General features: G+C 72.6%; 28 protein-coding genes. 5 read left to right on the top strand and 23 right to left on the bottom strand.

Annotated features, from left to right (window positions below):
• Positions 1-18: 18 nt before the first annotated feature.
• The 4 genes from AB0K35_RS13175 (at position 19) to AB0K35_RS13190 (ending at position 2,459) form a co-directional block, all read left to right on the top strand.
• Positions 19-126 (top strand): phage DNA packaging protein J, encoded by a 108-nt coding sequence (locus AB0K35_RS13175; RefSeq protein ID WP_363885350.1) that lies wholly within the window; start codon positions 19-21, stop codon positions 124-126.
• A 190-nt stretch (positions 127-316) separates the two neighbouring features.
• Positions 317-502, top strand: coding sequence for a hypothetical protein (locus AB0K35_RS13180; RefSeq protein WP_363885352.1), 186 nt, complete (start codon positions 317-319; stop codon positions 500-502).
• A 286-nt stretch (positions 503-788) separates the two neighbouring features.
• Positions 789-1,727 (top strand): exo-alpha-sialidase, encoded by a 939-nt coding sequence (locus AB0K35_RS13185; RefSeq protein WP_238672254.1) that lies wholly within the window; start codon positions 789-791, stop codon positions 1,725-1,727.
• Positions 1,728-1,766: 39 nt separating this feature from the next.
• Complete coding sequence (locus tag AB0K35_RS13190; protein ID WP_363885354.1) at positions 1,767-2,459, top strand: SGNH/GDSL hydrolase family protein; 693 nt, start codon at positions 1,767-1,769, stop codon at positions 2,457-2,459.
• Positions 2,460-2,543: 84 nt separating this feature from the next.
• Here AB0K35_RS13190 and AB0K35_RS13195 read toward each other — a convergent pair whose 3' ends face one another.
• The 12 genes from AB0K35_RS13195 to AB0K35_RS13250 all read right to left on the bottom strand — a co-directional run bounded on the left by AB0K35_RS13195 (position 2,544) and on the right by AB0K35_RS13250 (position 13,846).
• Positions 2,544-3,902 (bottom strand): hypothetical protein, encoded by a 1,359-nt coding sequence (locus AB0K35_RS13195; protein ID WP_363885356.1) that lies wholly within the window; start codon positions 3,900-3,902, stop codon positions 2,544-2,546.
• Entirely contained in the window at positions 3,899-4,867 is a 969-nt protein-coding gene (locus tag AB0K35_RS13200) for a transketolase C-terminal domain-containing protein (protein WP_238672257.1), read from the bottom strand. Before AB0K35_RS13200 ends, AB0K35_RS13195 begins: the two co-directional genes overlap by 4 nt.
• Before the next feature lies 1 nt (position 4,868).
• On the bottom strand, positions 4,869-5,840 hold the full coding sequence (locus AB0K35_RS13205) for a thiamine pyrophosphate-dependent dehydrogenase E1 component subunit alpha (protein ID WP_238672258.1): 972 nt from the start codon (positions 5,838-5,840) through the stop codon (positions 4,869-4,871).
• Positions 5,837-6,628 carry a DUF3050 domain-containing protein gene (locus AB0K35_RS13210; protein WP_238672259.1) on the bottom strand — a complete coding sequence of 264 codons (792 nt, stop codon included), beginning with the start codon at positions 6,626-6,628 and terminating at the stop codon, positions 5,837-5,839. Before AB0K35_RS13210 ends, AB0K35_RS13205 begins: the two co-directional genes overlap by 4 nt.
• Position 6,629: 1 nt before the next feature.
• A complete protein-coding gene (locus tag AB0K35_RS13215; protein WP_238672260.1) occupies positions 6,630-7,559 on the bottom strand; it encodes a phytanoyl-CoA dioxygenase family protein in 930 nt (309 codons plus the stop codon).
• A gap of 55 nt (positions 7,560-7,614) precedes the next feature.
• Positions 7,615-8,706, bottom strand: a complete 1,092-nt coding sequence (gene hppD, locus AB0K35_RS13220) for a 4-hydroxyphenylpyruvate dioxygenase (protein WP_363885359.1) — start codon at positions 8,704-8,706, stop codon at positions 7,615-7,617.
• A 73-nt stretch (positions 8,707-8,779) separates the two neighbouring features.
• On the bottom strand, positions 8,780-10,018 hold the full coding sequence (locus AB0K35_RS13225) for a beta-ketoacyl-[acyl-carrier-protein] synthase family protein (protein ID WP_238672262.1): 1,239 nt from the start codon (positions 10,016-10,018) through the stop codon (positions 8,780-8,782).
• The gene (locus AB0K35_RS13230) at positions 10,015-11,631 is read right to left on the bottom strand and encodes a class I adenylate-forming enzyme family protein (protein WP_238672263.1); all 1,617 of its coding nucleotides are present in this window, start codon (positions 11,629-11,631) and stop codon (positions 10,015-10,017) included. The genes AB0K35_RS13225 and AB0K35_RS13230 overlap by 4 nt, the downstream gene beginning before the upstream one ends.
• Positions 11,628-12,065 (bottom strand): beta-ketoacyl synthase chain length factor, encoded by a 438-nt coding sequence (locus AB0K35_RS13235; protein ID WP_363885361.1) that lies wholly within the window; start codon positions 12,063-12,065, stop codon positions 11,628-11,630. Before AB0K35_RS13235 ends, AB0K35_RS13230 begins: the two co-directional genes overlap by 4 nt.
• Positions 12,066-12,238: 173 nt before the next feature.
• The gene (locus AB0K35_RS13240) at positions 12,239-13,342 is read right to left on the bottom strand and encodes a beta-ketoacyl synthase N-terminal-like domain-containing protein (RefSeq protein WP_238672265.1); all 1,104 of its coding nucleotides are present in this window, start codon (positions 13,340-13,342) and stop codon (positions 12,239-12,241) included.
• Positions 13,335-13,580 carry an acyl carrier protein gene (locus AB0K35_RS13245; RefSeq protein ID WP_210781760.1) on the bottom strand — a complete coding sequence of 82 codons (246 nt, stop codon included), beginning with the start codon at positions 13,578-13,580 and terminating at the stop codon, positions 13,335-13,337. The genes AB0K35_RS13240 and AB0K35_RS13245 overlap by 8 nt, the downstream gene beginning before the upstream one ends.
• Positions 13,580-13,846: an acyl carrier protein gene (locus tag AB0K35_RS13250; protein ID WP_238672266.1), complete on the bottom strand. Its 267-nt coding sequence runs from the start codon at positions 13,844-13,846 to the stop codon at positions 13,580-13,582. The genes AB0K35_RS13245 and AB0K35_RS13250 overlap by 1 nt, the downstream gene beginning before the upstream one ends.
• Before the next feature lie 15 nt (positions 13,847-13,861).
• Between AB0K35_RS13250 and AB0K35_RS13255 the strand changes: the two genes are divergently transcribed.
• The gene (locus tag AB0K35_RS13255; protein ID WP_363885364.1) at positions 13,862-14,536 is read left to right on the top strand and encodes a 4'-phosphopantetheinyl transferase superfamily protein; all 675 of its coding nucleotides are present in this window, start codon (positions 13,862-13,864) and stop codon (positions 14,534-14,536) included.
• On the opposite strand, the gene AB0K35_RS13260 is transcribed toward AB0K35_RS13255, so the two are convergent.
• From AB0K35_RS13260 to AB0K35_RS13310, 11 genes are all read right to left on the bottom strand, one after another.
• Positions 14,464-15,813 (bottom strand): class I adenylate-forming enzyme family protein, encoded by a 1,350-nt coding sequence (locus AB0K35_RS13260; RefSeq protein ID WP_363885366.1) that lies wholly within the window; start codon positions 15,811-15,813, stop codon positions 14,464-14,466. The two genes, AB0K35_RS13255 and AB0K35_RS13260, sit on opposite strands and share 73 nt — an antisense overlap.
• A 325-nt stretch (positions 15,814-16,138) precedes the next feature.
• Positions 16,139-16,966 (bottom strand): M55 family metallopeptidase, encoded by an 828-nt coding sequence (locus tag AB0K35_RS13265; protein WP_363885368.1) that lies wholly within the window; start codon positions 16,964-16,966, stop codon positions 16,139-16,141.
• Positions 16,967-17,289: 323 nt separating this feature from the next.
• Positions 17,290-17,607 carry an antibiotic biosynthesis monooxygenase family protein gene (locus AB0K35_RS13270; RefSeq protein WP_238672270.1) on the bottom strand — a complete coding sequence of 106 codons (318 nt, stop codon included), beginning with the start codon at positions 17,605-17,607 and terminating at the stop codon, positions 17,290-17,292.
• The gene (locus tag AB0K35_RS13275) at positions 17,604-18,860 is read right to left on the bottom strand and encodes a beta-ketoacyl synthase N-terminal-like domain-containing protein (protein ID WP_363885370.1); all 1,257 of its coding nucleotides are present in this window, start codon (positions 18,858-18,860) and stop codon (positions 17,604-17,606) included. Before AB0K35_RS13275 ends, AB0K35_RS13270 begins: the two co-directional genes overlap by 4 nt.
• A gap of 76 nt (positions 18,861-18,936) precedes the next feature.
• On the bottom strand, positions 18,937-20,211 hold the full coding sequence (locus AB0K35_RS13280; protein WP_238672272.1) for a beta-ketoacyl-[acyl-carrier-protein] synthase family protein: 1,275 nt from the start codon (positions 20,209-20,211) through the stop codon (positions 18,937-18,939).
• The gene (locus AB0K35_RS13285; RefSeq protein WP_363885372.1) at positions 20,208-20,612 is read right to left on the bottom strand and encodes a cupin domain-containing protein; all 405 of its coding nucleotides are present in this window, start codon (positions 20,610-20,612) and stop codon (positions 20,208-20,210) included. The genes AB0K35_RS13280 and AB0K35_RS13285 overlap by 4 nt, the downstream gene beginning before the upstream one ends.
• Positions 20,605-21,360 (bottom strand): SRPBCC family protein, encoded by a 756-nt coding sequence (locus tag AB0K35_RS13290; protein WP_363885374.1) that lies wholly within the window; start codon positions 21,358-21,360, stop codon positions 20,605-20,607. The genes AB0K35_RS13285 and AB0K35_RS13290 overlap by 8 nt, the downstream gene beginning before the upstream one ends.
• Positions 21,357-22,787, bottom strand: a complete 1,431-nt coding sequence (locus tag AB0K35_RS13295) for an acetyl-CoA carboxylase biotin carboxylase subunit (RefSeq protein ID WP_363885376.1) — start codon at positions 22,785-22,787, stop codon at positions 21,357-21,359. The genes AB0K35_RS13290 and AB0K35_RS13295 overlap by 4 nt, the downstream gene beginning before the upstream one ends.
• Before the next feature lie 19 nt (positions 22,788-22,806).
• Positions 22,807-23,337, bottom strand: a complete 531-nt coding sequence (locus AB0K35_RS13300) for a biotin/lipoyl-containing protein (RefSeq protein ID WP_363885378.1) — start codon at positions 23,335-23,337, stop codon at positions 22,807-22,809.
• Positions 23,334-25,082, bottom strand: a complete 1,749-nt coding sequence (locus AB0K35_RS13305; RefSeq protein ID WP_363885379.1) for an acetyl-CoA carboxylase carboxyltransferase subunit alpha — start codon at positions 25,080-25,082, stop codon at positions 23,334-23,336. Before AB0K35_RS13305 ends, AB0K35_RS13300 begins: the two co-directional genes overlap by 4 nt.
• On the bottom strand, positions 25,079-25,417 hold the full coding sequence (locus AB0K35_RS13310; protein ID WP_238685782.1) for a TcmI family type II polyketide cyclase: 339 nt from the start codon (positions 25,415-25,417) through the stop codon (positions 25,079-25,081). Before AB0K35_RS13310 ends, AB0K35_RS13305 begins: the two co-directional genes overlap by 4 nt.
• Positions 25,418-25,791 lie beyond the last annotated feature (374 nt).

Below are 25,791 nucleotides of genomic sequence, written 5' to 3' on the forward strand. Positions count from 1 at the left end.
GGCCGCAGCCGGGCTGGCGTGTTCGGTACGGCAGCGTGGGCAGCGCAGTCGCGTCCCGGCTGTCGTCCGGGGCACCCGGAGCCGCTGACCGCAACCGCAGGTCATCACCGGGGCCGACGCGCGTAGGTATTCGTCCCGCTCCCGGCGTGGCCACCGACAGTGGCAGCGGGCGCACCACTGTGGTGGGTAGCTGTGGTAGTGGGCCAGGCCGAACGCGCCCGCGACCATCAGCGCGGCAGGGACCAGCAGGCCGAGCGGTGCGAGCAGCGCGGTCGGCACTCCGCCGACGCCGTCGGACACCAGGACGGCGACCACGGTGAGCACGACCACCGGCACACCGAGCACTGTGAACCCGAAACCCCAGGCGAAGGCCAGCATCGACGGCAGGAACATCCACATGCCACCGGGTGCCCACCGGCGGACCCCGTACCCGCCGCAGCGCGGGCAGTTCGGCGAGGCGCGGTGCGGCACCGACCGCAGCGCCTTCGGCGCCAGCCACTGAACCAGGAGCTTGAGGATCTCCTCGACCAGTTTCGTGGCGAGGGCCTGAAGGAACGAACCGAGCATGCGGCCACCTCCCTCGCCGATGGATTCTGCGGTCAGCCCACCGCCCATGGTGGGCGTTGGGTGCCACCAGCCCACCCCGGCGCGCCGACGCGGCGTCGTCCACGACGCCAATCCGACAGCGTCCGCGCGTTGTTCGTCGGACGTTCGGCTGCTGGCCGCGCGGGCGTCGGCCGGGGACGGCTAGCGTCGACCGTCGTCACCGCACCTGGAGGCTGCCGCGTATGACGTCGTCACCCACCCGCCGTCGCACCGCCGAGGTCACCGCCGTGCGCCGGATCGGCGACGGTGCGCCGCACAACGCGTTCACCGACCTGATCCGGTACGCCGGGAGCTGGTTCTGCGCCTTCCGGGAGGCAAGCACCCACCTGAGCGACGACGGCGTGATCCGGGTGCTGACGTCGACCGACGGCCGGTCCTGGACCTCCGCGACGGTCATCCGGCAGGCCGACGCCGACCTGCGCGACCCCCGCTTCGTGACGCGACCCGACGGGCGGCTGCAACTGCTGGCTGCGGCCGCCACCGGCGCGGTCACCAAGACGTTCCAGACGGTGACCTGGCTCTCCACCGACGGGCATGCCTTTGGCGATCCGACCCCGGTGGGTGAACCGGACGTCTGGGTGTGGCGGGCGGCCTGGCATGACGACGCGATGTACGGCGTCGGCTACGCCACCCGGGAGCCGAGGTTCGCCCGGCTCTACCGCAGCACGGACGGGGTGGACCTGCGGCCCTGGGCGCCGGCGCTGTTCGAGGACGGGTACCCCAACGAGTCCGGTCTGGTCTTCGCCCCGGACGGCACCGCCCTCTGCCTGCTGCGGCGGGACGCGGGCACCGCGAGCGCGCAGCTCGGCCGGGCCGTGCCGCCGTACCGGGACTGGACCTGGACGGATCTGGGTGTCCAGGTGGGCGGGCCGACGCTGCTCCGCCTGCCCGACGGGCTGCTGCTGGCCGGGGTGCGGCTGCACGATGGCGAGGTCCGCACCTCGATCTGCGTCGTCGACCCGGACCGGGGCGAGCTGACCGAGCTGGTCGCGCTGCCGTCCGGCGGCGACACCAGCTACCCCGGACTGGTCTGGCACGACGACCTGCTGTGGGTGAGCTACTACTCGTCGCACGAGGGGCGGACCTGTGTCTACCTGGCCGAGGTCAGCCTGACCGGCTGAGCCTGGCCCGGCAGCCCGACGGTCGGCTAGCGTGCCGGCATGCCATCGACGCTCACCGAATCGACGGACCCGTACTGTCTGCGCCCCGGGGAGGCCACCGACCTGCTGAGCGGGCACCCGTGGCGGCGGTTCGTGGCGCTCGGCGACAGCGTCGTGGAGGGCATGTGTGAGCCGACACCTGGTTACCCGGACGTGCAGTGGGTCGACCGGGTCGCCGCCGAGCTGACCGCCGTGCGCCCCGAGCTGGCGTACCGGAATCTGGGTCGACGCGGGCTGCGCGCGCACCAGGTGCGGGCCACCCAGCTCGCCCCGGCGCTGGCCTTCGCACCGGACCTGGCGCTGGTCGTCTGCGGCGGCAACGACGCCTTCCACCCGGCGTACGACGCGGAGACGGTGGACGCCGAGCTGACCACGATGATCATCGCGCTGCGCGAGGTGGGCGCCGCCGTGATCACAGTGGGCATGTTCGACGTCTCGCACAGCCCGGCGGTGCCCGAGCACGTCCGGCCCGGCCTGGGCGAGCGAATGCGCCGCCTGTCGGCACACACCGCAAGCCTGGCCGAGCACCTGGACACCGTCCACGTGCACCTCACCGGCCACCCGTTGACGGCCGACCCCACCCTCTACAGCACCGACGGCCGCCACGGCAGCGCCCGCAGCGACGCCATAGCGACAGCCCAAACCCTCCGCACCCTGTCCCCTCACCGCCTCCCCAAACCCCCACCGCGTTGATCATGAAGTTATTGCCACGACACGCCGGCGGGGAGGGCAATAACTTCATGATCAACGGGGCTGAAGTGGGGGTGGGGGTGGGGGTCAGCCGGTTAGGAGGACTCCGGTTAGGAGGACGCCGTGGGCCAGGTTGAGGACTCCGTCGCAGCCGGGGTAGCCGACCCTCGCCAGGCCGCCGGACGCCTGCCGGCCGAAGAGGTACGGGGCCAGGGAGTACGGGACGTCGGCGGTGACCGTCTCACCGGTCTCGATCTGGACGAAGTCCATCGGCACCCGGTCGGTCGACAGGTACTCCTGAAGGATCGCGCCACCCTGCCCGGCGGCGGCCCGTACGCCGTCGGCCCAGTCCGTCGGGCTCAGCTCGGGGCCGAGCAGCACACCGATCCCGGCTGAGCCGTCGGCCGGTTTGACCACCAGCCTCGCCTGCTCGGCGATGGCCCGGTCGAGCACCGCGCCGGTCAACGGCACCGTGTACGGCACGTGCCGGCGGATCAGTGCCTGGTCGTCGACGGGTAGCCCGTCCACGTCCTCCCACAGCCAGGCGAACGTGGTCTTGTTGCCGAGCAGCCAGGCCGCCGCCGACACGAACATCGGTAGGGTGCCGGCGGCGAGGGCCACTGCCACCGCGTCCAGGCCGGCGGTCGGGGTGACCCGGTTGGGCACGAACAGCCGGAACAGCGCGTCGACAGGTGCGCCGTCGACGACCAGGCGGTTGTCGGCGTCCACAGTGGCGGTGGCGACCGGGGCGATGACCAGGTCGATACCGAAGTCGCGGGCCCGTACGGCGAGCGGGTCGAGGATCCGGATGAACGTCTGCGGGTCGTCGAGGCCCGGGTAGTCGCCGTCGAAGTCCATCAGCAGCGCCACCCGGGCGCCCTCGGGCAGCCGCAGCTCCTCGCGGATCGCCACGAATCGCTGGTCCAGCAGTGAGGGCGCGGCCCGCACCGGCAGATCGTCGAGGATGCCGTGCTCCCGGTAGAGGCCCTCGTACCGCTGGATGACGGTGTCGGCGTCGAACCCGCCGCCGAGGCTGCTGTCGATGTTGTACTCGACGAACTTCGGCACCCCGGCGGAGAAGATCACGTCCGGGCGGTACGCGGCCAGCAGCGCCTCGGTCAGCGGCTCGGCCTCGTCCAGCAGCCGGGTCTCCCCCACCGGTACGCCGAGCAGCCGGCGCAGCTCACCCGCGGTGCCGGCCCGCCGACGGCAGGCGTCGAGGATGAGCTGGGCGAGCCGGTCGCAGACGTCGTTGAGCTGCCGCCAGGCGTCGGCCGTGAGCACCGGGGGTCGGGCCAACCGCCACTGTTTGTTGTAGGTGGCCCGGCCGTGGAAGACCTGCTCCCAGGCCGCCGCCCCACTGGCCACCATGGCCCGGCGGGCCTGCTCCGGCAGGTCGGTCCAGGCCCGGTCAGCCGCCGGCCACTGATAGTTCGGGTCGATCATGAGGAGTCCTTCATGGTCAGGTGGATGGCGGTGGCGAGCTGGGCCCGGCCGGGCTGGACGGCCCGGTCCAGTGCCGGGGCGAAGGGCAGCACCGCCCCGTCCGGGCGGGTGACCCGGCGCGGCGGGGCGAGCAGCCGGACCCGCTCCACCACGCTCGCGATGATCTCGGCGGCCATCCCGCAGGAACGGTTGCCGTCGTCGAGCACCACGAGGCGTCCGGTGCGGGCCACCGACTCGGCGAGACCGTCGATGTCGAACGGGTACAGGGTCCGCGGGTCGAAGACCTCCACCGAGACCTGGTCGGCCACCTCCTCGGCGACGGCGAGCGCGTCGTGCACCAGGTGCCCGATCGCAACAACAGTCACGTCGTCGCCGAAGCGGTGGATCCGGCCTCTGCCCAGCGGCACCGGCGTCAGGTCGTCGACGTCGGCACGCACGTCCATCGCTCCGGCAGGCGCGAACACCACCACCGGGTCGTCGTGGCGGATCGCGGTGACCAGCAGCCCGTACGCGTCGGCGGGGGTGGCCGGCACGACGGTGACCACGCCGACGTGGGCGAAGAGGCTGTACGGGTGGTCGGAGTGCTGCCCGGCCCACCCGGTACGCGAGCCGGAGCCGGGCACCAGGTAGGTGACGGGGACGCTGCACTGCCCGCCGGTCATCAACGGGAACTTGTGCGCGTGGTTGACGATCTGCTCGAAGACCAGGAACAGCAGCGACGGGATCTGGAACTCGATCACCGGCCGCAGCCCGGCCAGCGCCGCCCCGGTGGCGAAGCTGGTGAACGCCTGCTCGGACAGGGGGGTGTCGCGGACCCGTTCGGTGCCGAACCGCTTGGCCAGCCCGGTGGTCACCAGCGACGCCCCGACCTGAACGTCCTCGCCGAGCAGGAACACCGCCTCGTCGCGGGCCAACTCGTCGCCGAGGGCCCGGGTGAGCGCCCGACGGTACGACAGTCGCGGCACCTCAACCACCTCCGGCGCGGGCGGTCAGGCCGCTGGCGTACAGATAGGTCAACGCGTCGGCCGGGTCGGGTTCCGGGCTGCTCACCGCGAACCGCACCGCCGCGTCGAGGGTCGCCTCGACCTCGGCGTCCACTGCGGCGCGGTCGGTGTCGGTGAGGCGTTCACCCTGGATGCGCACCGGGTCCCGGGCCCGACCCCGGGTCACCTCGTCGGGTGGCCGGTAGTCGAGGCGTACCGCGTGTTCGAAGGTGTGGTGGACGTCGAAGCGGTAGGTCCGGGCCTCGATCAGCTCGGGGCCGCCGCCGGCGCGCATCCGGTCGACGGCGGCGGCCGCGGCGACGCGTACCGTCTCGGGGTCCTGACCGTCGACCTGGACGGCCGGGATGTCGAACGCGGCGGCCCGGCCGGCGATGCTGCCGGCCACCGCACCGGCGACCGGCATGGTGGTGGCGTAGCCGTTGTTCTCGCAGACGAACAGCACCGGCACCCGCCAGAGCGCGGCCAGGTTGAACGCCTCCAGCAGCATCCCCTCGTTGACCGCGCCGTCGCCGAAGAAACTCACCCCGACGGTGTCGCGGCCCTGGCGACGGTAGGCCCAGACCGCGCCCGTGATGATCGCCCCGGATGCGCCGACGATCGCGTTGGCGCCGAGCACGCCGATGCTCAGGTCGGCGGCGTGCATGGAACCGCCCCGACCGGCGTTGAGGCCGGTGACCCGGCCGCACAGCTCGGCGAGCATCCGGGCCGGATCGGCCCCGCGGGCCAGGACGTGGCCGTGCCCGCGGTGGGTGCCGGCCAGCACGTCGTCGGCGTCCAGCGCGGCGCAGACGCCGGCGGCGATCCCCTCCTGACCGAGGTACGGGTGGACGCCGCCGACGATCTGCCCGCCGTGGACCAGCTCCACCGCCCGTTCCTCGAACCGGCGGATCAGCCGGACCGTGCGGTAGAGCCGGACCGGGTCGGCGTCGGTCACGCCGGACTCTTGATGGCAGCGAGGATGTCGTCCCAGAGCCGCGCCCTGGCAGTGAGGGCGGTGTTGACGGTGTCGGCGCACTCCTGCCACCTGGTGTCGTCGTCGCCGCACAGGTCGGCGAGCATCTGCATGGCCATCGGGGTGTGCTGTTCGCCGTCGACCTCGATGTGCCGTTGCAGGTAGTCGACGAAGGTGTTCAGCCGGTTGCTGACCTCGTTGACGGAGACGACCTGGGTGAACATGTCCGGGATGAGGTCCTCCCGGCCGAACGCGAAGGCCGCCGCCTGACAGTGCACCGGGGTGGACTCGATGATCTGCCAGGTGGTCGCGGCGAACCTCGCCGACGCGGCCGGCACCCCCGCCTCGGCGAGCGCCTCGGTGACCGGCCGGCCGGTGCGCAGCAGGTCGACGAGGGCGTTCACCGCTGTGGTGTCCGCGCCGGCCTCAACCATGCCCTGCACGTACAGCTCGAAGTGGCTGATGTAGCCGCCGCCCAGCTCGTCACTCTCCTCGACCATCACGATGTCGTTGATGAGGCGACGGCTGCCGGTCGGGCCGGTCGGGATCCACGGCACGGTGACGCAGGTCAGTTGCCGTTGCAGCGACTTCAGCAGCGACATGAAGTCCCAGACCGCGAAGACGTGGTGCTCCATGAAGGTGACAAGCGCCTCGTGGGTGTCGAGGTTGGCGTAGAGCGGGTGCTTGACCACGGCGTCGCGCCGCTCGGTCACCGCCCGCTCCAACCGTTCGATGCCCGGGTGCGTCTTACCCCAGTCGTACCGTGACATGTCAGCCTCCCTGCTGGGCGCGGTGGCGCCAGATGACCGGGCAGTAGTCGGGGTCCGCGTAGTCCGGCCGCCCGTCGTGGGTGCGGCGGACCAGCACGTCGTGGTTGTACGCGGCGAGCGTGCCGTCGGAGAGCGAATACTCCCGCCAGGCGTTGTCGCCGTCCTGCAGGTGCAGCGAGATCGCCTGTCGGGGGCGACCGCTGACGTTGGGGCCACTGCCGTGGTAGGTGCGGCAGTGGTGGAAGCTCACGTGTCCCTTGGGGATCACCATCGGGATCCTGCGGATCTCCGCGCCGTTGTACGCGGCGTTCTCGGCCAGCATCTCCTCCAGCTGGCTGCGGTCCCGGTCGGCGAAGTGCCGCACCACTGTGTCGTCGGCGCCGATCTCCTTCCACCGGTGCGAACCGTCGACCATCGTGATGGTGCCCATCTCCTCCCCGCAGTCGTGGAAGGGGATGAACGCGGTGAGCATCTTCTCCGACGACGAGGACGCCCAGTAGTGCTTGTCGAAGTGCCAGGGCACGATGTTGCTCGGCTCGCCGGAGATCGGCGGCTTGTAGATGAGCGTGGACTGGAAGACCCGGATCTCGTCGGCCTGGGCGAGCCGGGCGGCGACCGCGCCGAGCAGCGGCTTGCGCAGGATCGCGCCGAGCCCGTCGTGCTCGTGGTGGACGTAGTCGTTGTGCCGCTGCACCGGCCCCAAGGACGGCTCCCAGTAGGCCAGCTTCGGTGGGCGTGCCGGCAGCCTGCGGTCCCGCTCCCCGTCGTAGTAGCGCTGCGCGGCAGCGGCGAGGGCGTCCACCTCGTCGTCGGTGAACACCTTTCCCGACAGGTACCAGCCATGCTCGGCGTAGTGCCGCACATCGTCGTCGGACGGCAGCAGCGCCCGCTCCTCGGCGGTCAACGTCGGCTCGTACTCCGTCGCGGTCACTGTGCCTCCTCTGTTCGCGACTGCGGGGCTCGCAAAACCGGCTCACTCCTCACGCTCACGCCCCCACCCCCTGTGGTGTGGCCGCCACGGCGGCCAGTTCCCGCTCCTTGGCCTCGTAGAGCGCCTTGATGTTGCCGCTGCCGAAGCCCCGCGCGCCGCGACGCTCGATCAGCTCCAGAAAGAGCGTGCGACGCACGTGCATCGACTCGGCGAAGATCTGCAACAGCTGGCCGTCATGGTCGGAGTCGACGAGCACACCCAGCTCGCGCAGCCGGTGCAGCGGGGCGTCGATCCGACCGACCCGCGCCTCCAGGGCGTCGTAGTAGCTGGCAGGGGTGCCGGCGAAGCGCACCCCGCGCCGGCCCAGCGCCTCGACCGCGCCGACGATGTCGTCGGTGCGCAGCCCCAGGTGCTGCACTCCCCCACCGGCGTGCTGGTCGAGGAACGCGTCGATCTGCCCGGGCCGCCGGGTGCGGTCCGGTTCGAGCAGCACCACTGTGACCAGCCCGGATGGGCTCTGCACCACCTTGGAGTTCATTGCCTGCCCGTCGACCTCGATGTGCTCCTCGAAGATCTGCGCGAAGTCGAACAGCGCCTCGAAGTGCCGGACCGTCTCGTCGAGCTGGCCGGGCGGCACGCAGACCGCCAGGTGGTCGATCTCGGCGAGCACCGGCGGGTGGCCGTCCGTCGTGGACGCCGTCGCGGTGATGGCGCCGGGCAGGAACTCGCCCCCCTCGCCCCGGCGCTGCACCAGCCGGTGCCGCACGTCGGCGAAGCCGTCCACCTCGGCGATCACCACCTCGGCGTCCGCGCCGGTGCGGGTGGTCGGCGGCGTCACACCTGTCGCGCCCCGACCCACCAGCTCGGCGTACGCGGCCGACACGTCGTCGACCTCGACAGCGACGACAGCGATGCCGTCACCGTGGCGTTGCACGTACCGCGCCGCCGGATGCTCGGCGCTCAGCCCGGAGGTGAGCAGCAACCGGATGTCGCCGTGGCAGAGCAGCAGCGAGCGCTGCCCTTCCAGCCCGGTCTCCGGACCACCCTGGCCGCAGATCTCGAAGCCGACGGCGGTGCTGAAGTAGAAGGCCGCCTGTCGGGCGTCCCCCACGTAGAGTTCGATGTGGTCGATACCACGGATGTCCATGTCCCCTGAAACCCTTCCCACCCGATTCCCCCTGTTGCCGTCCGGGCACACCCCGCCCGGGATGCCGCCTCGATCACCCCCTCGGCTCGGCGACGCGCGCCAGCAGCAGGCTCACGTTCTGGCCGCCGAACCCGAACGAGTTGGTCACCGCGTACTCCAGGTCGGCGGTGCGGGGCGTGCCACGAATGTGGTCCGCCGGGCAGGCCGGATCCGGATCGTCGAGGTGGTACGTCGGCGGCAGCAGCCCTCGACCGAGCGCCAACGCGGTGGCCGCCGCCTCCAGCACCCCGGACGCGCCGAGCAGGTGACCGGTGAGCGCCTTGGTGGAGCTGACCGGCACACCGCCGACGCCGAAGACGTCGGCCAGGGCGGTGGTCTCCGCGATGTCACCCAGCTTCGTGCCGGTGCCGTGTGCGTTGACGTAACCGACCGCCGCCGCCGGCACACCGGCGCTGCGCAGCGCCCGGCGGATGCACGCCGCAGCGCCGGCGCCGTCCGGGCGGGGGGCGGTCGGGTGGTACGCGTCAGTCGTCGCGCCGTGGCCGGCCACCTCGGCGTACCCGGCGACGCCGCGCGCCGCGGCGTGCTCGGCGCGCTCCAGCACCAGCAGGGCGGCACCCTCGGACAGGACGAAGCCGCTGCGGGAGGTGTCGAACGGCCGACTCGCCCGGCCCGGGTCGGTGCCGGCGCGCGCCAACGCCCGCGCGTTGCCGAAGGTGTCGGCGAAGGTCGGGAAGAGCGGCGCCTCGCTGGCCCCGCAGAGCACCACGTCGACCTCGCCGGTGGCGATGAGCCGCACCCCGTCGGCGACTGCCTGGGCGCCGGAGGCGCAGGCGGTGCCGACCGACGAGCTGTAGCCCCGGATGCCGTGCGCGATGGCGATCCGCGCCGCCGGCATGTTCGGCAGGATCCCGGTGAGCAGGTACGGGCTGACCGCCGCCCGACCCCGGGCCGCCCGGGCCAGCACCTGCGACTCCAGGGTGGCCATTCCGCCGACCCCACCGACGATCACACCGATCCGGTCGGGGTCGACGTCGCGGCCCACCTCGATGCCGGCGTCGGTGAGAGCGTCGGCGGCGGCGAGCAGGGCGAGGACGACGATCCGGTCCAGCACCCGGGTCTCCGGCCCGGACGCGACGGTGCGTGGGTCGATGTCGGGCAGCAGGCCGGCGACGTCCAGCGACGTGCTCGCCGGGTGCCCCTCGGGCGGGCGGGTCAGCCCGGACCGGCCGGTGGTCAGCGCGTCGAAGGTTTCCTCGACGCCCCGCCCGACCGGTGTGAACAGACCCATCCCCGTGATCAACGCGGTCACGAGCTGGCCTCGGTGAGGTAGCGCTCGCGTAGGACCACCTTGCGGACCTTTCCGGTCACGGTGACCGGGATGTCGGCGGAGCGCACCGGCACGACCCGGCGCAGCGTGGCGCCGACGTCCGGGCCGAGGGCGGCCCGGACCCGCTCGGTGCGGTCCTCGGCCGCGTCGGCGCCGGCGGCCAACTCCAGCAGCACGTCGGTGACGACCGCGCCGGCCTCGGCGACGATCACCACAGTGCAGTCGGTGACGTCCGGACAGGCGGCGAGGATGCGCTCCTCGGACAACGCCGTGTAGAAGCGCCGCCCGTCGCCGGCGTCGACCGAGTCCACCGCCCGGTCCAGGTGGTAGTAGCGGCCCTCGGCGTCGGCGCGGACCAGGTCACCGGTGAGGTACCAGCCACGCTGGCGGAAGCGGTAGGTGGTGACCGAGTCGTTCCAGTAGCCCCGGAACAGCGACGGCGAGTCGATGCCCAGGAAACCCACCTCGCCGACCGGCACCGGCTCCCCGTCGGCGTCGAGCACCGCGACGGTGGCGAACCGGTACGGGCGGCCGATGCAGCGGCCGTACCGGTCGGTGTCGGCGCGGTGGGTGATGTGGAACATCGAGTGCCCCATCTCGCTGGAGCCCAGCCCGTCGATGAAGACCGAGCCGGGCACCTTCGCCACCCCGTCGCGGGTGATGGTGTCGCGCCAACCGACAGCGACCAGGCGGCGGATGTGCGGCTCGTGCGAGGCGTCGCCGGTGTTGAACCACAGCCGCACCGAGTCCAGGTCGTACCCGGACAGGTCGAAGCGGGCAAGCTCCGCCCAGGTGACCGAGAAACCGAACACCCCGTCGGGGCGCCAGCGTTGGATGGCGTCCAGCACCTGCTCGCCGCCCTGCTCGGAGAGCAGGAACATCTGCGCGCGGTTGCCCAGCGCCTGGTTGACCATCAGCACAGTGGCGGTGTGCGGTGCGGGTAGCGCGTTGAGGATCCGGGTGGTGCCCTGCGCCTGCGGCATGGTGAGCAGGTGTCGGGTGGCCGCGAAGAGGCTGGCGTGCGAGTGCAGCACCGCCTTGGGCACCCCGGTCGTCCCAGAGGTGTGGGTGATCACGATCGGGTCGTCCGGGTGGTGCCGGTAGTGCGCCGGGGCCGTGGCCGGGTCACCCGCGCCGGCCTGCGCGGGAGTGCCGAGCAGCGGTACGCCCAGGTCGTGCCCGGCCAGCAGCGCGGTGTGCTCGTCGTCGGCCAGCACAGCGACGCCGCGCAGGCGTCGGATGTACTCGGCGGCGATCTCCGGGCGGAGTTTGCCGTTCATCAGCGCCGGGATCGCGCCGAGCCGAGCCAGCGCCAGGAAGCTGAGCACCATGTCGGCGGCGGCGGAGGCCCAGACGGCGACCGGATCGCGGGGGCGTACCCCCTGTTCGTGCAGCCAGGCGGCGCGGGCGGCGACCCGCTCGTCGAGCCGCCCCAGCGTCAGCGGCGTCTCGGCGGGGTGCCCGTCGACGGCGGTGTCGAAGGTCAGTCCGGGCCCGTCCGGGTCGGCGCCGTGCGCCAGGACCCGGGCCAGGACGTTGCCCGCACCCAGCTCGGTGTCGGCGGCCAGTGCGCCGCGCAGTCCCCGTTTCCTCATTGTCCTGCTCCTCCCCCCATCAGCACCGCGACCGCCTCGGTCGGCCCGTCGGGTGCCTGTTCGATCAGGATCAGCAACACCTCGTCGGCGTCGCCGTCGTCGCACAGCAGGTCGGCCTCGGCGACACCGTCGGTGTACGGGTCGCCGGTCGGGCTGAGGCAGACCACCGGGCCGTGCAGGTCCCAGCGGGCCGCGAGGTGCCCGGCGACGCTGTTGGGCACGGACTGGAAGAAGAACAGCGGGCCGACCCGCCCGCCGGCCTCGACGGTGGCCCGTACGTGCTGGGCGCTGGCGAGATCACCGCTGGCGCTGACCAGCACGATCCCCGTCCGCACCCCGGCCGGTACTCCCGCCGACCCGTACCCCCGCCGCAGACACCGCTCGGCGACGGCCACCACCACCGGTGCGAAGTCCGAGTGCACGAACCCCGGCACCCCCGCCGCCGCGCCCGCGACGTCCCCACCCTCAGGCCAGCAAGCCCGGGCCCTGACCCCCGCCCCGACCCCCGCCGTGACCCCCGTCGATCTTGCAGTTTCGGTCGTCGTTTCGGGTGCTTGGTCGGAATCGTCGGGGCAGAAAGTGCAAGATCGCGGGGACTCGGGGGCGGTCATTCGCGGCCGACCAGGAGAGCGGTGTTGGCGCCGCCAAAGGCGGCGTTGAGGGTCAGGGCGTGGGTGGCTTCCGTCTTGTGGGGACGGTCCTTGACCACGTTCACGGGGCAGGACTCGTCGGGGGCGAGCCAGCCGGCGTTGACAGGCAGTTCACCGTGGCGCAGCGCGAGCGCGGTGACCACCAGTTCGAGTAACCCGGAGGCCTCCAGCGCGTGCCCGTGCACCGACTTCGTGGAGCTGACCGGGACCCGGTCGGCATGCCCACCGAGGGCCCGACGCAGGGCGGCCGCCTCGGCGGCGTCGCTCTGCGCAGTTCCGGTGGCGTTGGCGTTGACGTAGCCGACGGACTGCGGTGCCAGCCCGGCCCGGTGCAGCGCGCCGCCGACAGCGCGGGCCAGTCCGCTGCCACCGGGCTCCGGCTGGCAGGGATGGAACGCGTCGCCGGCCCGCCCCCAACCGACAACTGTGGCCACCGGATCGACACCGCGTCGTCGGCCGGTGCTCGACTCCAGCACCACCGCGGCCACGCCGTCACCCAGCAGCAACCCCCGGCGGCCGGCGCTGAACGGGCGGACCGCCCCGTCGACAGCGAGGGCGCGACCGGCGTCGAAGAGCGCGAACTGGTCCGACTCCACCAGGTAGCCGGCAGCGACCACCACCCGCTCGACGTCACCGCGGGTGATCCGGGCGGCGGCATCGGCCACCGCCGTGCTCGCCGACACGCAGGCGCTGGTGTAGACCCGGGTGTGACCCGAGAGTCCACATCGGGCGGCGAGTTGTCCGGCGAGCACGGCCGGCGCCGGGCCCGGGGCCGGGCCGCCGTGCACGGCGAGCAGCAGGGCGCACCCGGTGCGCTGCGCGCGGTCCAGGCCGGCCGCCCGGCAGGCCGCGTCGATAGCGGCGGCCAACTCGTCGGGGAGGGTGGCGACCTCGGGCAGTGTGGCCGCCACTGTGACCCGGCGGGCGGCGGTGTCGAATCGGCTCACCGCTGCGAACGCCGGCACCCCGGCCAGCACACCGTCGAGCTGCGCGTCGGCGCCCCGCCCCAGGGCGCTGACCGCGTGCACACCCGTGAGCTGGGCGACGCGCGCCTCAACCATCTGCGGAGGCGGTCAGCGACGCCCGGAACACCACCAGGGCGTCGTCGACGGTGCGGATGCCGGCCAGCTCGTCGTCGGTGAGGTCGAGCCGGCACTCGTAGCGCTGCTCGACGAGGTGCACCAGCCAGGCAAGCTCCATCGAGCCGATCCGGTCGGACACCTCGGCAGCCGGTTTCGCGGTGAGTTCGGCGAGCATGGTCATCAGGTCAGCTCGCCCCAGATCGGGCTGACCGCTCATCAGGCGTTGTCGCTCGTCGCCTCGGTGACGCGATTGGCGACCATTGTGGTGAACTCGCCGACAGTCATCAGGGCCAGCTGCTCCGACTCGTCGTCGGCGAACGTCAGGCCGTACCGGTCCTCGACCCGGACGGACAGATCGGCCAGGGCGAGCGACTCCAGGTCGACGCCGGACGGGCCGAGCGTGGTGTCGTCGTCGAGCCCCTCGACGTCGTAGTTCATGTCGGCGAGCTGCTCGACGACGAAGGCGCGGACCTCGGCTCTCATGGATACCCTCTCTAGGTGGGTCAGCTGACGGTGTCCGGTCGGGACACCGTCTACGTGTGGGTCGGCCGGGACACCGGCGGTCAGCCGGACCCGTCCGCTGAGCTGGTGCGGCGGGCGAGTGCCCTGCTGCTCGGTCGCGCGGACACCGCTGTGGTGCTGACGCACGACCGCGAAGGACGGCCGGTCGTCCGCGCCGACGGGGTCGAGGTGGCGGTCAGCATCAGCCGCACCGCCGGGCTGGTGGTGGTCGCCGCCCGTCGGGCCGGCGCGGTCGGGGTGGACGTGGAGCGGATCCGCCCGCTGCCGGCGCTCGCGCTGGCCCGCCGCTGGTTCCCGCCCGCCGAGCTGGCCTGGTTGGGCGATCGGCCCGAGGCCGGCCGGACTGTGGACTTCCTGCGGCTGTGGACCGCCAAGGAGGCGGTCGGCAAGGCGTGCGGGCAGGGGTTGCGCGGCGGCGGGCTTCGCCGGTTGATGCCGCCGCCGGGGCTGCCGTTGCGGCCGGTGCCCGGCGCCGAGGTCCTGCGGGTCGGTCACCCGCGGCTGGGCCGGGGCCTCGTCCTGGCGATCGCCGCGCAGGCGAGCGCGCCTGTCGACGTCAAGGTGGTGCAGCGGCCCGGTCACGAGGCGGCCGCCGAGCGCAGCACGTCGGTCGAGCGGACCAGCTTGCCAGTGGTGGTACGGGGCAACTGATCGAGCAGGTGCAACGCCCGGGGCCGCTTGTAGCCGGCCAACCGCTCGGCGAGGAGCTTGTCCAGCGACTGCTCCGACAGCGGTCCGTCGGGTTGGACGTACGCGGTGATGCCGTCGTCCCAGACCACCACGGCGGCGGCCACCCCGGTCAGCTCGGCGACGGTGGCCTCCACCTCGGTCAGGTCGACCTTCATCCCACCGACGGAGACCTGCGAGTCGAGTCGACCGCGCACCGTGACCAGGCCGGTGTCCTCATCGACGGTGCCGGCGTCGCGGGTGTGCAGCCAGCCGTCGGACCACCGGGTCGGGTCGCTCAGTCCGACGTACGGCGACGCCGGGCAGGACACCCACAGCTCACCGCCGGACTCGCGGACCTCGATCCCGGGCGCGGGGGCGATCGACGGCCGGTGCGACCCGTACAGGTCGGTGCCGATCACCCCGACCTCGGTCATCCCGTACATGTTGCCCAGCGGCACCCCGTAGCGATCGGTGAACGCCCGGGCGACGGCGGCCGGCACCAGCTCACCACCGGTGGTCATCCGCCGCAGCTGCGGCAGTGGACCAGCCGGGCGGGTGGAGGCGAGCAGTCCGATATGGAACGGCACACCAAGCACTGTGGCCGGTGTGGTGCCCGAGCTGATCGCGGCCAGCACCGCGTCGCCGCTGAGCCGCTGCGGCGGAACCAGCTCGACCCCGGCGTGCAGCCCGTAGAGCAGGCCACCGACCAGGCCGAGCACGTGCACCATCGAGGGCAGCAGTATGAGCCGCTCGCCAGGCAGCGCCACCCCGTCGATCAGGGTGTAGCGGTGCACCTCGGCGACCAGGTCGGCGGCGGTGCGGCCGATCACCTTGGACGGGCCGGTGGAGCCGGAGCTGAGCTGGATCACGGCGTGGCCGCTGACCGCCGGACGGTCGGCGTACCCTGTGACGCCCTCGGTGACGTCGACGAAAATCTTCAGCGCGCCGCCACCGGTCCGCACCGGAGCGACCACCACCTGCGGGGTCAACCGGACCAGCGCCCGGTCCACCTCGTGGTCGGTGAGCCGGTGGTCGAGCAGGATCGCCTGCCCCCCGGCGCGCCAGGTGGCCAGCAGGTTCACCACGTACGCCAGCGACGGCGGCAACCGCAGCGCCGCGGCGCCACCGGGGCGCAGTCCGGCAGCGGTCAACCGGTACTGCGCGGCGGTGACCAACCGGTGCAGGGTGGCCCGGTCGACGGGCTCGGGCAGACGGAGACAAACGTCGTTCGGGTGGCCGGCGAAAAGGACATCGTCCACCCAGCCGGGGTCGGTCGCCGTAGGATCTTCTGCCGTCACTGCCGTTCACCGCCCAGCATGAAAGAGGGCGAATCCGCCCATCACGTACGCTTGTCGGGGTGTTGCGGGGAACCATACGACGGCCGCAGGGCCATTGCTAGATGCGAATGGATGGATCAGAAGCAGCGGCCCGCCGGATTGCCGACAGCCCGTTCGGCGGACAGGATCGAGCGGGCGACTTGGCGGAGCGTCACCGAGACATGACCCCTCGTACAAGCGTCGCGCGGTACCAACCGGACGGCCGATGGCGTCACGGTCACCGGCCGAGCCCGACGATTCCCGGGCGCTAGCTCGGTTTGATGCTGGCGAGTTGAACGAGCAGCTGAACCAGCCGGTACGCCTCGGCGACGTCGGCGGCGTGGAAGGCGACAGTCCGGCCGCCGCCGAGGCGGGTCACACCGGGCACCAGAGTTGCGAGGTCGACCATGTACGGGCCGTACAGGTCGACCTCGACGTCCAACGGCCCGGCCATCTTCGCCGGGGGAATCGAGGCGCGCCGGGCGATCGCGTCGGCGGCAGCGTGGCGCAGCCGCTCCCGCGCTTCCTGTGGATGCAGGGCCACCGCGGCGGCCTGCCCCAGGGTCTGCTTGACGGCGACGGTGACTGCCGAGGGCACCAGCTCACTGAATTCCGTGCAGGCGGTGTCGTCTCCGCTGAGCAGGACGACGGGCGCGTCCAGGTGCCCCGCCATGGCGACGTTGAGGCCGATCTCGCCCAACGACCGGCCGGCCACCCTTACGTCGAGGACGGCGTCACTTATCGTGTGGGCCAGCACGGCGGGCCCGGCACCAGCCCGAGCGTGATAGCCGACGAGCAGAACGGCATCCGTCTGCTCGTCCAGCCCCGCGAGCATGCCCAGCGGGCGGGGTTTGCCCCGCACCAGGTGAGCGCGCCGGTCGAGGTCCTCCGGCAGGATGTTCCGAAACGTGCCGTGCGCGTCGGCGACCCACACCACCGCGTCGGGTTCGGCATCGAGGACCCCGGCGATCACCGCGTTCGCCTCGGCCGTCATCAGCGCCCGGCCGCGCTCGTAGTCGTACCGATCCGGGTTCGTCTCGGCGGGATGCACGATCCCCGAGATGCCTTCCAGGTCCACCGAGATCAATACCTTCATGGCTCCAGGACCCTACGCGCTCCTGAAGGACACCGCCCGGGACGAAGCCAAGCCATCGGCCCACCCCACCCCACCGCGCCGATCTTGCAGTTCCGGTCGTTGCAATGCGTTGAATGCCCTCTATGTCGCGACAGTACGCGCAAGATCGCGGGATGGAAGCCGGCCAGCCCCGTCCGATCATGGAGTTGTGGTGCCTGGTTCGTCCGCATAAGGAAACTTTGTCCCCCACCACAACTCCATGATCGACGGGGGCGGCGGGGGCGGCGGGACGGGGGCGGGGGCGGGGGCGGGGGCGGCGGGACGGGGCGGGGGCGGCGGGGCGGTCAGGGCAGGGCGGGGGTTTGGGCGTGGATGTGGAAGCGCAGCGAACGGGCGTCGGTGAAGCACTCCCGCATCGGGCGGACCAGGTCACGGTGTTCGGGGCTGCGTTCCCAGTCTTCGAAGTCGGCCAGGCTCGCCCACTCACTGGTGATCAACCACTGCTCCGGATCGGTCGACGACCGGCACACCTGGTCGACCAGGTGCCCCGGCACACCGTCGGCGACCAGGTGTCGCACCTTCTCGTACGCGGCGAGGAACTGCTCGGTGCGCGGCACCGGCACCCGCACCAGAAAGACCACCCGGGCTCGTTTGTCGCTCATGACGCCTCTCCCCTCATCGGCGCGGCCCCGCGCAGGACCAACGCGCTGTTGAACCCGTCGAAGCCCCGCGCGCAGATCAGGGCGAGTCGGCTTCGCGGTTGGCGGTGCTCGCGCAGGAAGTCCAGCTCGCAGCCCTCGGCCACCTCGTCCGGTCCCGCCGACGCGGGCAACGTGTCGTGGGCGAAGGCGAGCAGCGCGGTGGCCACGTCCAACGCCGACCCGCCCTGGTACGCCCGACCGGTCAGCGGTTTCTGCGTGGTCACCGGAGGCGGCCGGTCGGCGAACACGGCCCGCAACGCTTCGGCCTCGCTGCGGTCGTAGCGGGACACGCCGAGAGCGTCGGGCAGCACCACGTCGATTCCGGCGGCCGCGACGCCCGCCCGGTCCAGGGCCAACCGCATCGCCCGCGCGTACTGGACCGGGTCGCCGCTGCTCTGCTCCGTGGTGTGCGCGGCGTCGTGGGTGGAGCCCCACCCGCTCACCTCGCCGTAGACCCGGGCGCCCCGGGCCAGGGCGTGCCCCAACTCCTCCACCACGAACACCGCTCCGCCCTCGGCCGGCAGGTAGCCGCTGGCCGTGACGTCGAACGGCCGGTACGCCCGCTCCGGGTCGGCGACGTCACTGAGCAGTCCCGAGCGCAACTGGCAGGCGAGCGCGTACGGGCTCAACGGGCACTCGGTGGCCCCGGCGATCACCACCGGGGTGCCCCGGCGTACCGCGCGGGCGGCGTGCGCCAGGCTGTCCAGCCCGCCGGCCGACTCCGCGACCAGCACCCCGCTCGGGCCCTTGAACTGGTGATGGATGGAGAGCTGCCCGACGCTGGCCGCGTAGAACCAGGCGATCGACTGGTACGCCCCGACCGTCCGCGATGTACCGCCCCACAGCCGTTGCAGTTCCCGCTGGCCGAACAGGTTGCCTCCGGACGAGCTGGCCAGGGTCACCGCGTAGCCGTACGGGTCGGGGGCCCGGTCGGGCAGGCCGGCGTCGGCCAGGGCCAGCCGGGTGGCGGCGAAGCCGAGGTGCGTCCACCTGTCGGTCTGCACCAACTGTCGACTGTCGGCGTAGGAGTCGGCGGTGAAGCCGGGCACCTCCCCGCCGAAGCGGGTCGGATAGCCGGCCGGGTCGAACAACGTGATCGGCCCGGTCCGGCGGGTGCCGGCGAGGACGGTACGCCAGTGCGCGTCGGCGCCGATGCCGCTCGGCGCGACCACCCCGATGCCGGTCACCACGGCGCGAGCGACCTCGGCGCTCACGCCAGCACTCCGCTTCGCTCCGCGCCGGCGCGAGACGCCACGCTGCTGTGCCTGATGGCTCGCTCGCTACGCTCGCTCACGCCGCCACCGCGCCGACCATCCGCCGGAACACCATCGCCGACTGGAAACCGCCGAACCCGCTGCCCACCGAGAGGGCCACGTCCACCGGGACCTCCCGCGCCTCATTCGGTACGTAGTCCAGGTCGCACTCCGGGTCCCGGGTGCTCCAGTTCGCCGTCGGTGGCACCACACCGAACTCGATGGCCAGGGCGCACGCGGCCATCTCGATCGACCCGATCGCGCCGAGCGAGTGCCCGACCATCGACTTGATCGAACTGACCGGTATCCGGTACGCGGCCTGGCCCAGTGCCCGCTTGAACGCGGCCGTCTCGTGCCTGTCGTTCTGCCGGGTGCCCGACCCGTGCGCGCTGATGTAGGAGACCTGCTCGGGCAGGATCCGACCCTGCCTGAGCGCGTCGGTGACGGCGAGGCCCATCTCCAGCCCGTCCGGCCGCAGCCCGGTCATGTGGAAGCCGTTGCTGCGGCTGGCGTAGCCGGCCACCTCGCAGTAGATGTGCGCTCCCCGTCGCCGGGCGTGCCCGGCCTCCTCCAGCACCAGCACCGCCCCGCCCTCGGCAAGCACGAACCCGTGCCGATCGGCGTCGAACGGGCGGGAGGCGTGCGCCGGGTCGTCGTTGTCCGGGCTGGTCGCCTTGATCGCGTCGAACGAGGCGACAGTCACCGGCGAGATCGGCGAGTCGGACGCGCCGGCCAGCATCACGTCCGCCTCACCGTCCACGATCATCTGGTGGGCGTACCCGATGGCGTCGATGCCCGAGGTGCAGCCGGTGGAGACCACCTGCGCCGGGCCGTGCAACCCGTGCCGGCAGGCCACGTCCGCCGCGAGGCTGCTGGGCACCAGAGCCTGATAGAGGTACGGGCCACCGCGCGCCCCGTCCACCAGCCACCGCCGGCCGTGCTCGCTGACTGTGACGTACTCCTGCTCCAACGCCATCGTGCCGCCCACCGCCGTGCCCAGCACCACACCGGCGCGGTCCCGTTCCGCGTCGGTGAGCACCAACTGGGCGTCGGCCACCGCCTCGGCGGAACAGGCCAGCGCGAACTGCACGTACCGGTCGGCCCGGCGCCGCTCGGCCTCGCTGAGCCCCGCCGCGACCGGGTCGAAGTCGCACTCCGCCGCGATCTGCGACCGGAACGCCGACGGGTCGAAGAAACTGATCCGCCGGGTGGCGGTCCGCCCCTCGGTGATGGTCTTCCAGAAACGGTCCCGGCTGGCGCCACCCGGGGCGACCACCCCGATCCCGGTCACCACAGTGCGACGCCTGGTCATGATCCGCCCCGCTGTTCGACCAGTTCGGTGTCGACGTGCCCCAGCTCGGGCCGGGGGGCGAGCGGTCCCAGGTGGAAGACCACCTCGGCCGGTTCGACGCCGGTGTTGCGCAGCCGGTGCCGCACGTTAACCGGTACGAACAGCCCCTCACCGGCGGCCAGCAGCGTCGGCTGGTCGTCCAGGTCGACGGTGATCGCGCCCCGGACCAGGTACAGGAACTCCTCGCTGTACGGGTGGTAGTGCTCGGCGATCCGCTCCCCCGGATCGAGCGTGGCCACCCCGAGGAAACCTGAGGTGCTGCCGACGGTGCGGGGGCCGAGCAGCACCCGCAGCTCACCGCCGCGCCGGCGGTCGGCGGGTACGTCCCGGGCGGCGATCGGGCGGGTGCTCAGGTCACTCATCGTCGGCCTCCGTCGGTGCGTCGCTGGCGGTCGGGCTGCCCTGGTCGGCGCGCTGCCGGGCGATCCGCTCCACCCGGTCCTTGATCACCGCGAGTTGGATCACGCTGTTGGTGTTGATCCGCTCGGTCATCGCGGCGTTGTCGACAGGCGCTGTCGGCTTCATCGCGAAGTCCTGCGTCCAGGTCATCCGGGTGCCACCGGCCTCCTCGGTGTAGCGCCAGTGGATGCGCATGTACTCGAACGGCCCGGTCTCCACCCGGTGCGCCCGGACCTGCCTGCTCACCGGGTCGGCGGTGCGCTCGCTGACCCAGCTCCAGGACACCCCGTTCTCGTCGGGGTACATGGTGAGGCGGAACCGCACCGTGTGCGCCTCGCGGTGCAGGATCTCCACCACGGCGTACTCGGTGAACAGTTCGGTCCAGTTGGCCACGTCGTTGGTGACCTCCCAGACCAGCCCCAGCGGCGCGTCGATGACCACGCTGTTCTCGGTGTGCCCGGGCGGGTCGGCGCGGCGGGCGACCAGGTCGGCCACCGCCGGGATGCTCAACTGTCCGGCCTGCTCGGGGATGGCCACCTGCCAGCGGTCGGCGACGACCGCCGACAGTTCCAGCAGGGCGAGCGAGTCCATGCCCAGCTCCTCGAGCGACGCGGCGGGCGCCCGGGCCGCGGCGTCGGCGTCCAGCCCGCAGTGTGCCACCAGGATGTCGGTGATCTCGGCGGTCATCGGGCGACCATGGGTGACGGTCATCGGGTCCTCCTGTGGGTTGCGTCGGGATCTGCGGCGGGCGCGGTGCGCGGTGCGGGGGTGGCCGTCGGCCCCAGCGCGGGCGCGGCGAGCAGACGCTCGACCAGGCCGGTGGTGTAGCGGCCCTTGCGGAATGCGGCGTCGTCGAGCACCCGCCGGACGAACGGGATCGTGGTGTGCACGCCCGGACCGGCGATGTCGAACTCGTCCAGGGCACGTTCCAACCGGTTGAGGGCCAACTCCCGGTCGGGGGCCCAGACGATCACCTTGGCGAGCAGCGAGTCGTACCAGGGGCCGACCAGGTAACCGGCGCTGGCGTGGGTGTCCACCCGGGTGAACGGGCCGCCGGGTGGGGTGAACCGCTCCAACCGGCCGGGGGTGGGGGCGAAGCCGCGCCCGGGGTCCTCGGTGTTGACCCGACACTCCACAGCGACGCCGTGCAGGCGGATCTCCTCCTGCCGCCACCTCAGCGGTACGCCGGCGGCGATGTGCAGTTGCTCGTGCACCAGGTCGATCCCGGTGACCATCTCGGTGACGGGATGCTCCACCTGGATCCGACAGTTGATCTCCAGGAAGTGGAACTTCTCCTCGGCGTCGACAAGGAACTCCAGCGTGCCGGCACCGACGAAACCGACCTGGAGCGCACCCCGCAGGGCGGTCTCGGCGATGGTGTCGAGAACGGCGGCGGGCAGCGCCGGCGCGGGCGCCTCCTCGACCAGCTTCTGGTGCCGGCGCTGCACCGAGCAGTCCCGGGTGCCCAGGTGCACCCCGTTGCCGTGGGCGTCACAGAGCACCTGCACCTCGACGTGCCGCGCCTCGGTGAGGTAACGCTCGACGTACACCCGGTCGTCGCCGAAGGCGGCCTGCGCGGCGGCCCGGGTCCGGGTGTACGCCCGGCGCAGCTCGCCCGGTGTGTGCACCACTGTCATCCCCCGGCCCCCGCCGCCGGCGGCGGCCTTCACGATCACCGGGTAGCCGACGGCGTCGGCCACCTCGGCCGCCGCGGCGACGGTCGGCACCGGCGCGACACTGCCCGGCGACAGCGGCAGGCCGGCGCGGCTCATCAGTGCCCGGGCCGAGGACTTGTCGGCCAGCGCGGCCATCACCGCCGGTGGCGGGCCGATGAACGTCAGCCCGTTGTCGGCGCAGATCTCGGCGAAGTCGGCGTCCTCGGACAGGAAGCCGTAGCCGGGGTGCACGGCCTGCGCCCCCACCTGCCGGGCCGCCTCCACGATGGCGGCAGCGTTGAGGTAGCTGCGCCGACTCGACGCCGGTCCGATCCGGACGGCCTGGTCGGCGAGGCGGACCGCCGCCGAGTCGGCGTCGGCGGCGGAGTAGACCACCGCCGTTCGCACGCCGAGCTCCTTGCAGGCGCGCAGCACCCGCAGTGCGATCTCGCCGCGGTTGGCGATGAGCACGGTCTCAAACATTGTCAACCACCCCGCGTCGTCATGCCGGGTCCAGCTCGACGAGCGGCTGGTCGTACTCGACCGGCTGGCCGTCCTCGACGAGGATCACGGTCACCCGGCCGGCCCGGTCGGCGGTCACCTCGTTCATCAGCTTCATCGCCTCGACGATCGCGACCGGCTGGCCGGGGCGGACCAGGTCGCCCACCGCGACGAACGGCCGCGCGCCGGGCTCCGGCGCCCGGTAGAAGGTGCCGACGATCGGTGCGCGCACCGCAGCGCGGCCGGGCACCGGCGGCCGCAGCACAGCAGGTGGGGCACCGGGCGCCGGCCCGGCCGTCGGTGCCGCCTCGGCCCGGGGCAGCGGTACCTCCGGTCGGGTCGCGTCGTCGGGGTGCCACTCGACCTCCAGCACGGCCGGTCCGCTGCGCAGCCGGATCCGGCGCACCGGTCCGGCCAGCTCGGCGATCAGGTGTTGCGCCTGCCGGCGTAGCCCGGCCAGCGCCTCCTCGCCGTCCACGCGGACGTCGTCGGACGCGTCGACTGTCGACAGCGCCCGGTCACCGGCGGTCATCGCAGGCCCGCCCGAGCGCCGACGCGGTTCGCGCCGAACCGTCGGAAGCGTTGCCGGCGCAGGCGGACCAGCATGGCCGGCGGCACGTCCAGCAGCGGCAGGAGGTTGGCCAGCAGCGCGGCGCGCAACCGGTGGGCGGTCTCGGCCGGGTCGTCGTGCGCGGCACTCGACGGCTCCGGCACGACCTCGTCGACCACCCCGAGCCGGCGCAGGTCGGGCGCGGTCAGTCGCAGGGCGCGGGCGGCCTGCGGCGCCGCGGACCGGTCCGGCCAGAGGATCGCCGCACACCCCTCGGGGCTGATCACCGAGTAGACGGCGTTCTCCAGCATCAGCACCCGGTCGGCCACCGCCAGCGCCAACGCGCCGCCGCTGCCGCCCTCGCCGGTGATCACCGCGAGTACGGGCGTGGGCAGCACGGTGAGGGTGAGGATGTTCTCGGCGATGGCCGCCGCCTGGCCCTGCTCCTCGGCGCTCACGCCGGGGTCGGCGCCGGGGGTGTCCACCAGGGTGACCACTGGCAGGCCGAGGCGGGCCGCGAGGCGCATGAGCCGCAGCGCCTTGCGGTGCCCGGCCGGGCTGGCCATGCCGAAGTTGCGGGCGACCAACTCGGCTGTGGTGTGCCCTTTCTGGTGACCGATGACCATCACGTGCCGGCCGGCCAACCGGGCCACCCCACCCACGATGGCCGGGCAGTCCGCGCCGAGCCGATCGCCGTGCAGCTCCACGAACCCGTCGAAGACCGAGTCCAGGTAGTCCAGTGTGGTGGGCCGCCCCGGGTGCCGCGCCAGCCGGACGGTGTCCCACGCGTCGCGTACCGCCGGGGTGCCGGCGTCCTTCTCGGCCGCCGGGTCCGGCGGCTGCGCCACCACCGCGCCGTCGTCGGCGAGGCGCTCGCGGTGCGACGCCGGCTCCTGCCGGGGTACGGCCGGACGCGCGGGCCGGCCGGCGTGGGTCGCGGCGAGCAGCGCCGTCAGCCGTCCGCGCAGCGACCGGCGCTGCACCACCATGTCGACCTGCCCGTGTTCGAGCAGGAAGTCGGCGGTCTGGAACCCCTCCGGCAGGGCCCGCCCGGTGATCTGGCGGATCACCCGAGGGCCGGCGAAGCCCATCCGCGCGCCACTCTCGGCGAGCACCAGATCGGTGTTGGTGGCGAACGACGCGGCCACCCCACCGTAGGTCGGGTCGGTGAGGACGCTCACGGTGAGCAGTCCCGCCTCGCGCAACGCGGCGATGGCCTGACTGACGGTCGCCATCTGCATCAACGACAGCGCGCCCTCCTGCATCCGCGCCCCGCCGGAGGCGGTGATCAGGACGAGCGGCGTCCGGTCGTCCAGCGCCCGTTCGGCCGCCCGGGTGATCAGCTCGCCCACCGCGCAGCCCAGGCTGCCCCCGAGGAAGCGGAAGTCCATCACCGCCAGGACCACCGGGTGCCCACCGATGGTGGCCGTGGCGCAGACGACCCCCTCGGCAAGACCCGTGCTGGCCCGCGCGCCGGTGAGCCGGTGCGGGTACGGCAGCGCGTCGACGAAGTCGAGCGGGTCCGCCTCCGGCAGCCGGTCGGGCAGCAGGCGCAGCGAACCCGGGTCCACCAGTTGGCGCAGGCGTTCCGGCGCGCCGAGTCGGGCATGTTCCCCGCACTCCGGGCAGACGTCGAGGTTGCGGCGCAGCCGTTTGCGGTAGAGCAGGCTGGCGCAGCCGGCGCAGCGGGACCAGAGCTGCTCTTGGCGCGGCGCGGTGGCCGTCACGACCGCCGCCCGGCGTCCGGGGCGTCGAACCGGTAGAAGCACCGCGCCATGGCGTCGCGCGGCGAGCGCCAGGTCGACAGGTACGGCGACACGTACGGGCGTAGACGGTCACTGACCCGGATGAACTCGGGGTGGTCACGAGCGGCCTCCACCGCGCCCTCCGCCGGCTGCGCGGTCTCGAGCAGGTGCACATAGAGGTCGTGCAGTCGGTACAGCGAGCGGTGCCGGACACCGACCAGGCGCGGCAGCTCCGTAGCGTCCGACTCGGCGAAGATCTCGGCGACCCGCTCCTCGGCGGTCGGATCCACCTTCGCGACGATCAGCGATCGGTCCATATTGGGCCTCCCCCCACAGCGTCCGGCCGGCGACGGGTGGCCCCCGGACGCGCTGGACGACTGCCGACACGATGCGCCGATCCTCGTCACGGCGGCGTCACCGCGCCGGATCGGCCAGCGACGGAGAGCGGTGACGCTGCGTTGACGCAACCTGTGTATCAGCTATGTGCCCAGCGCGCTCAACGCGCCAACGTTTATGCAGTTCAGAACCGATCTCGGGTTGACTGTCGCCAATTGAAGGGTCGCGCTGGCGTTGACGCAACGTGACCATTATTGATAATCTTCAGCGTGGTCAGCCCAGCGGCCTCGGCGGGCGGGGCCGCGTCCGGCCACGCCGCGATCGGCGGGGTCGACAGTGGCGTCGAGGGCAACCG

The sequence above is a fragment of the Micromonospora sp. NPDC053740 genome (assembly GCF_040677775.1).
Lineage (GTDB): Bacteria > Actinomycetota > Actinomycetes > Mycobacteriales > Micromonosporaceae > Micromonospora > Micromonospora alfalfae.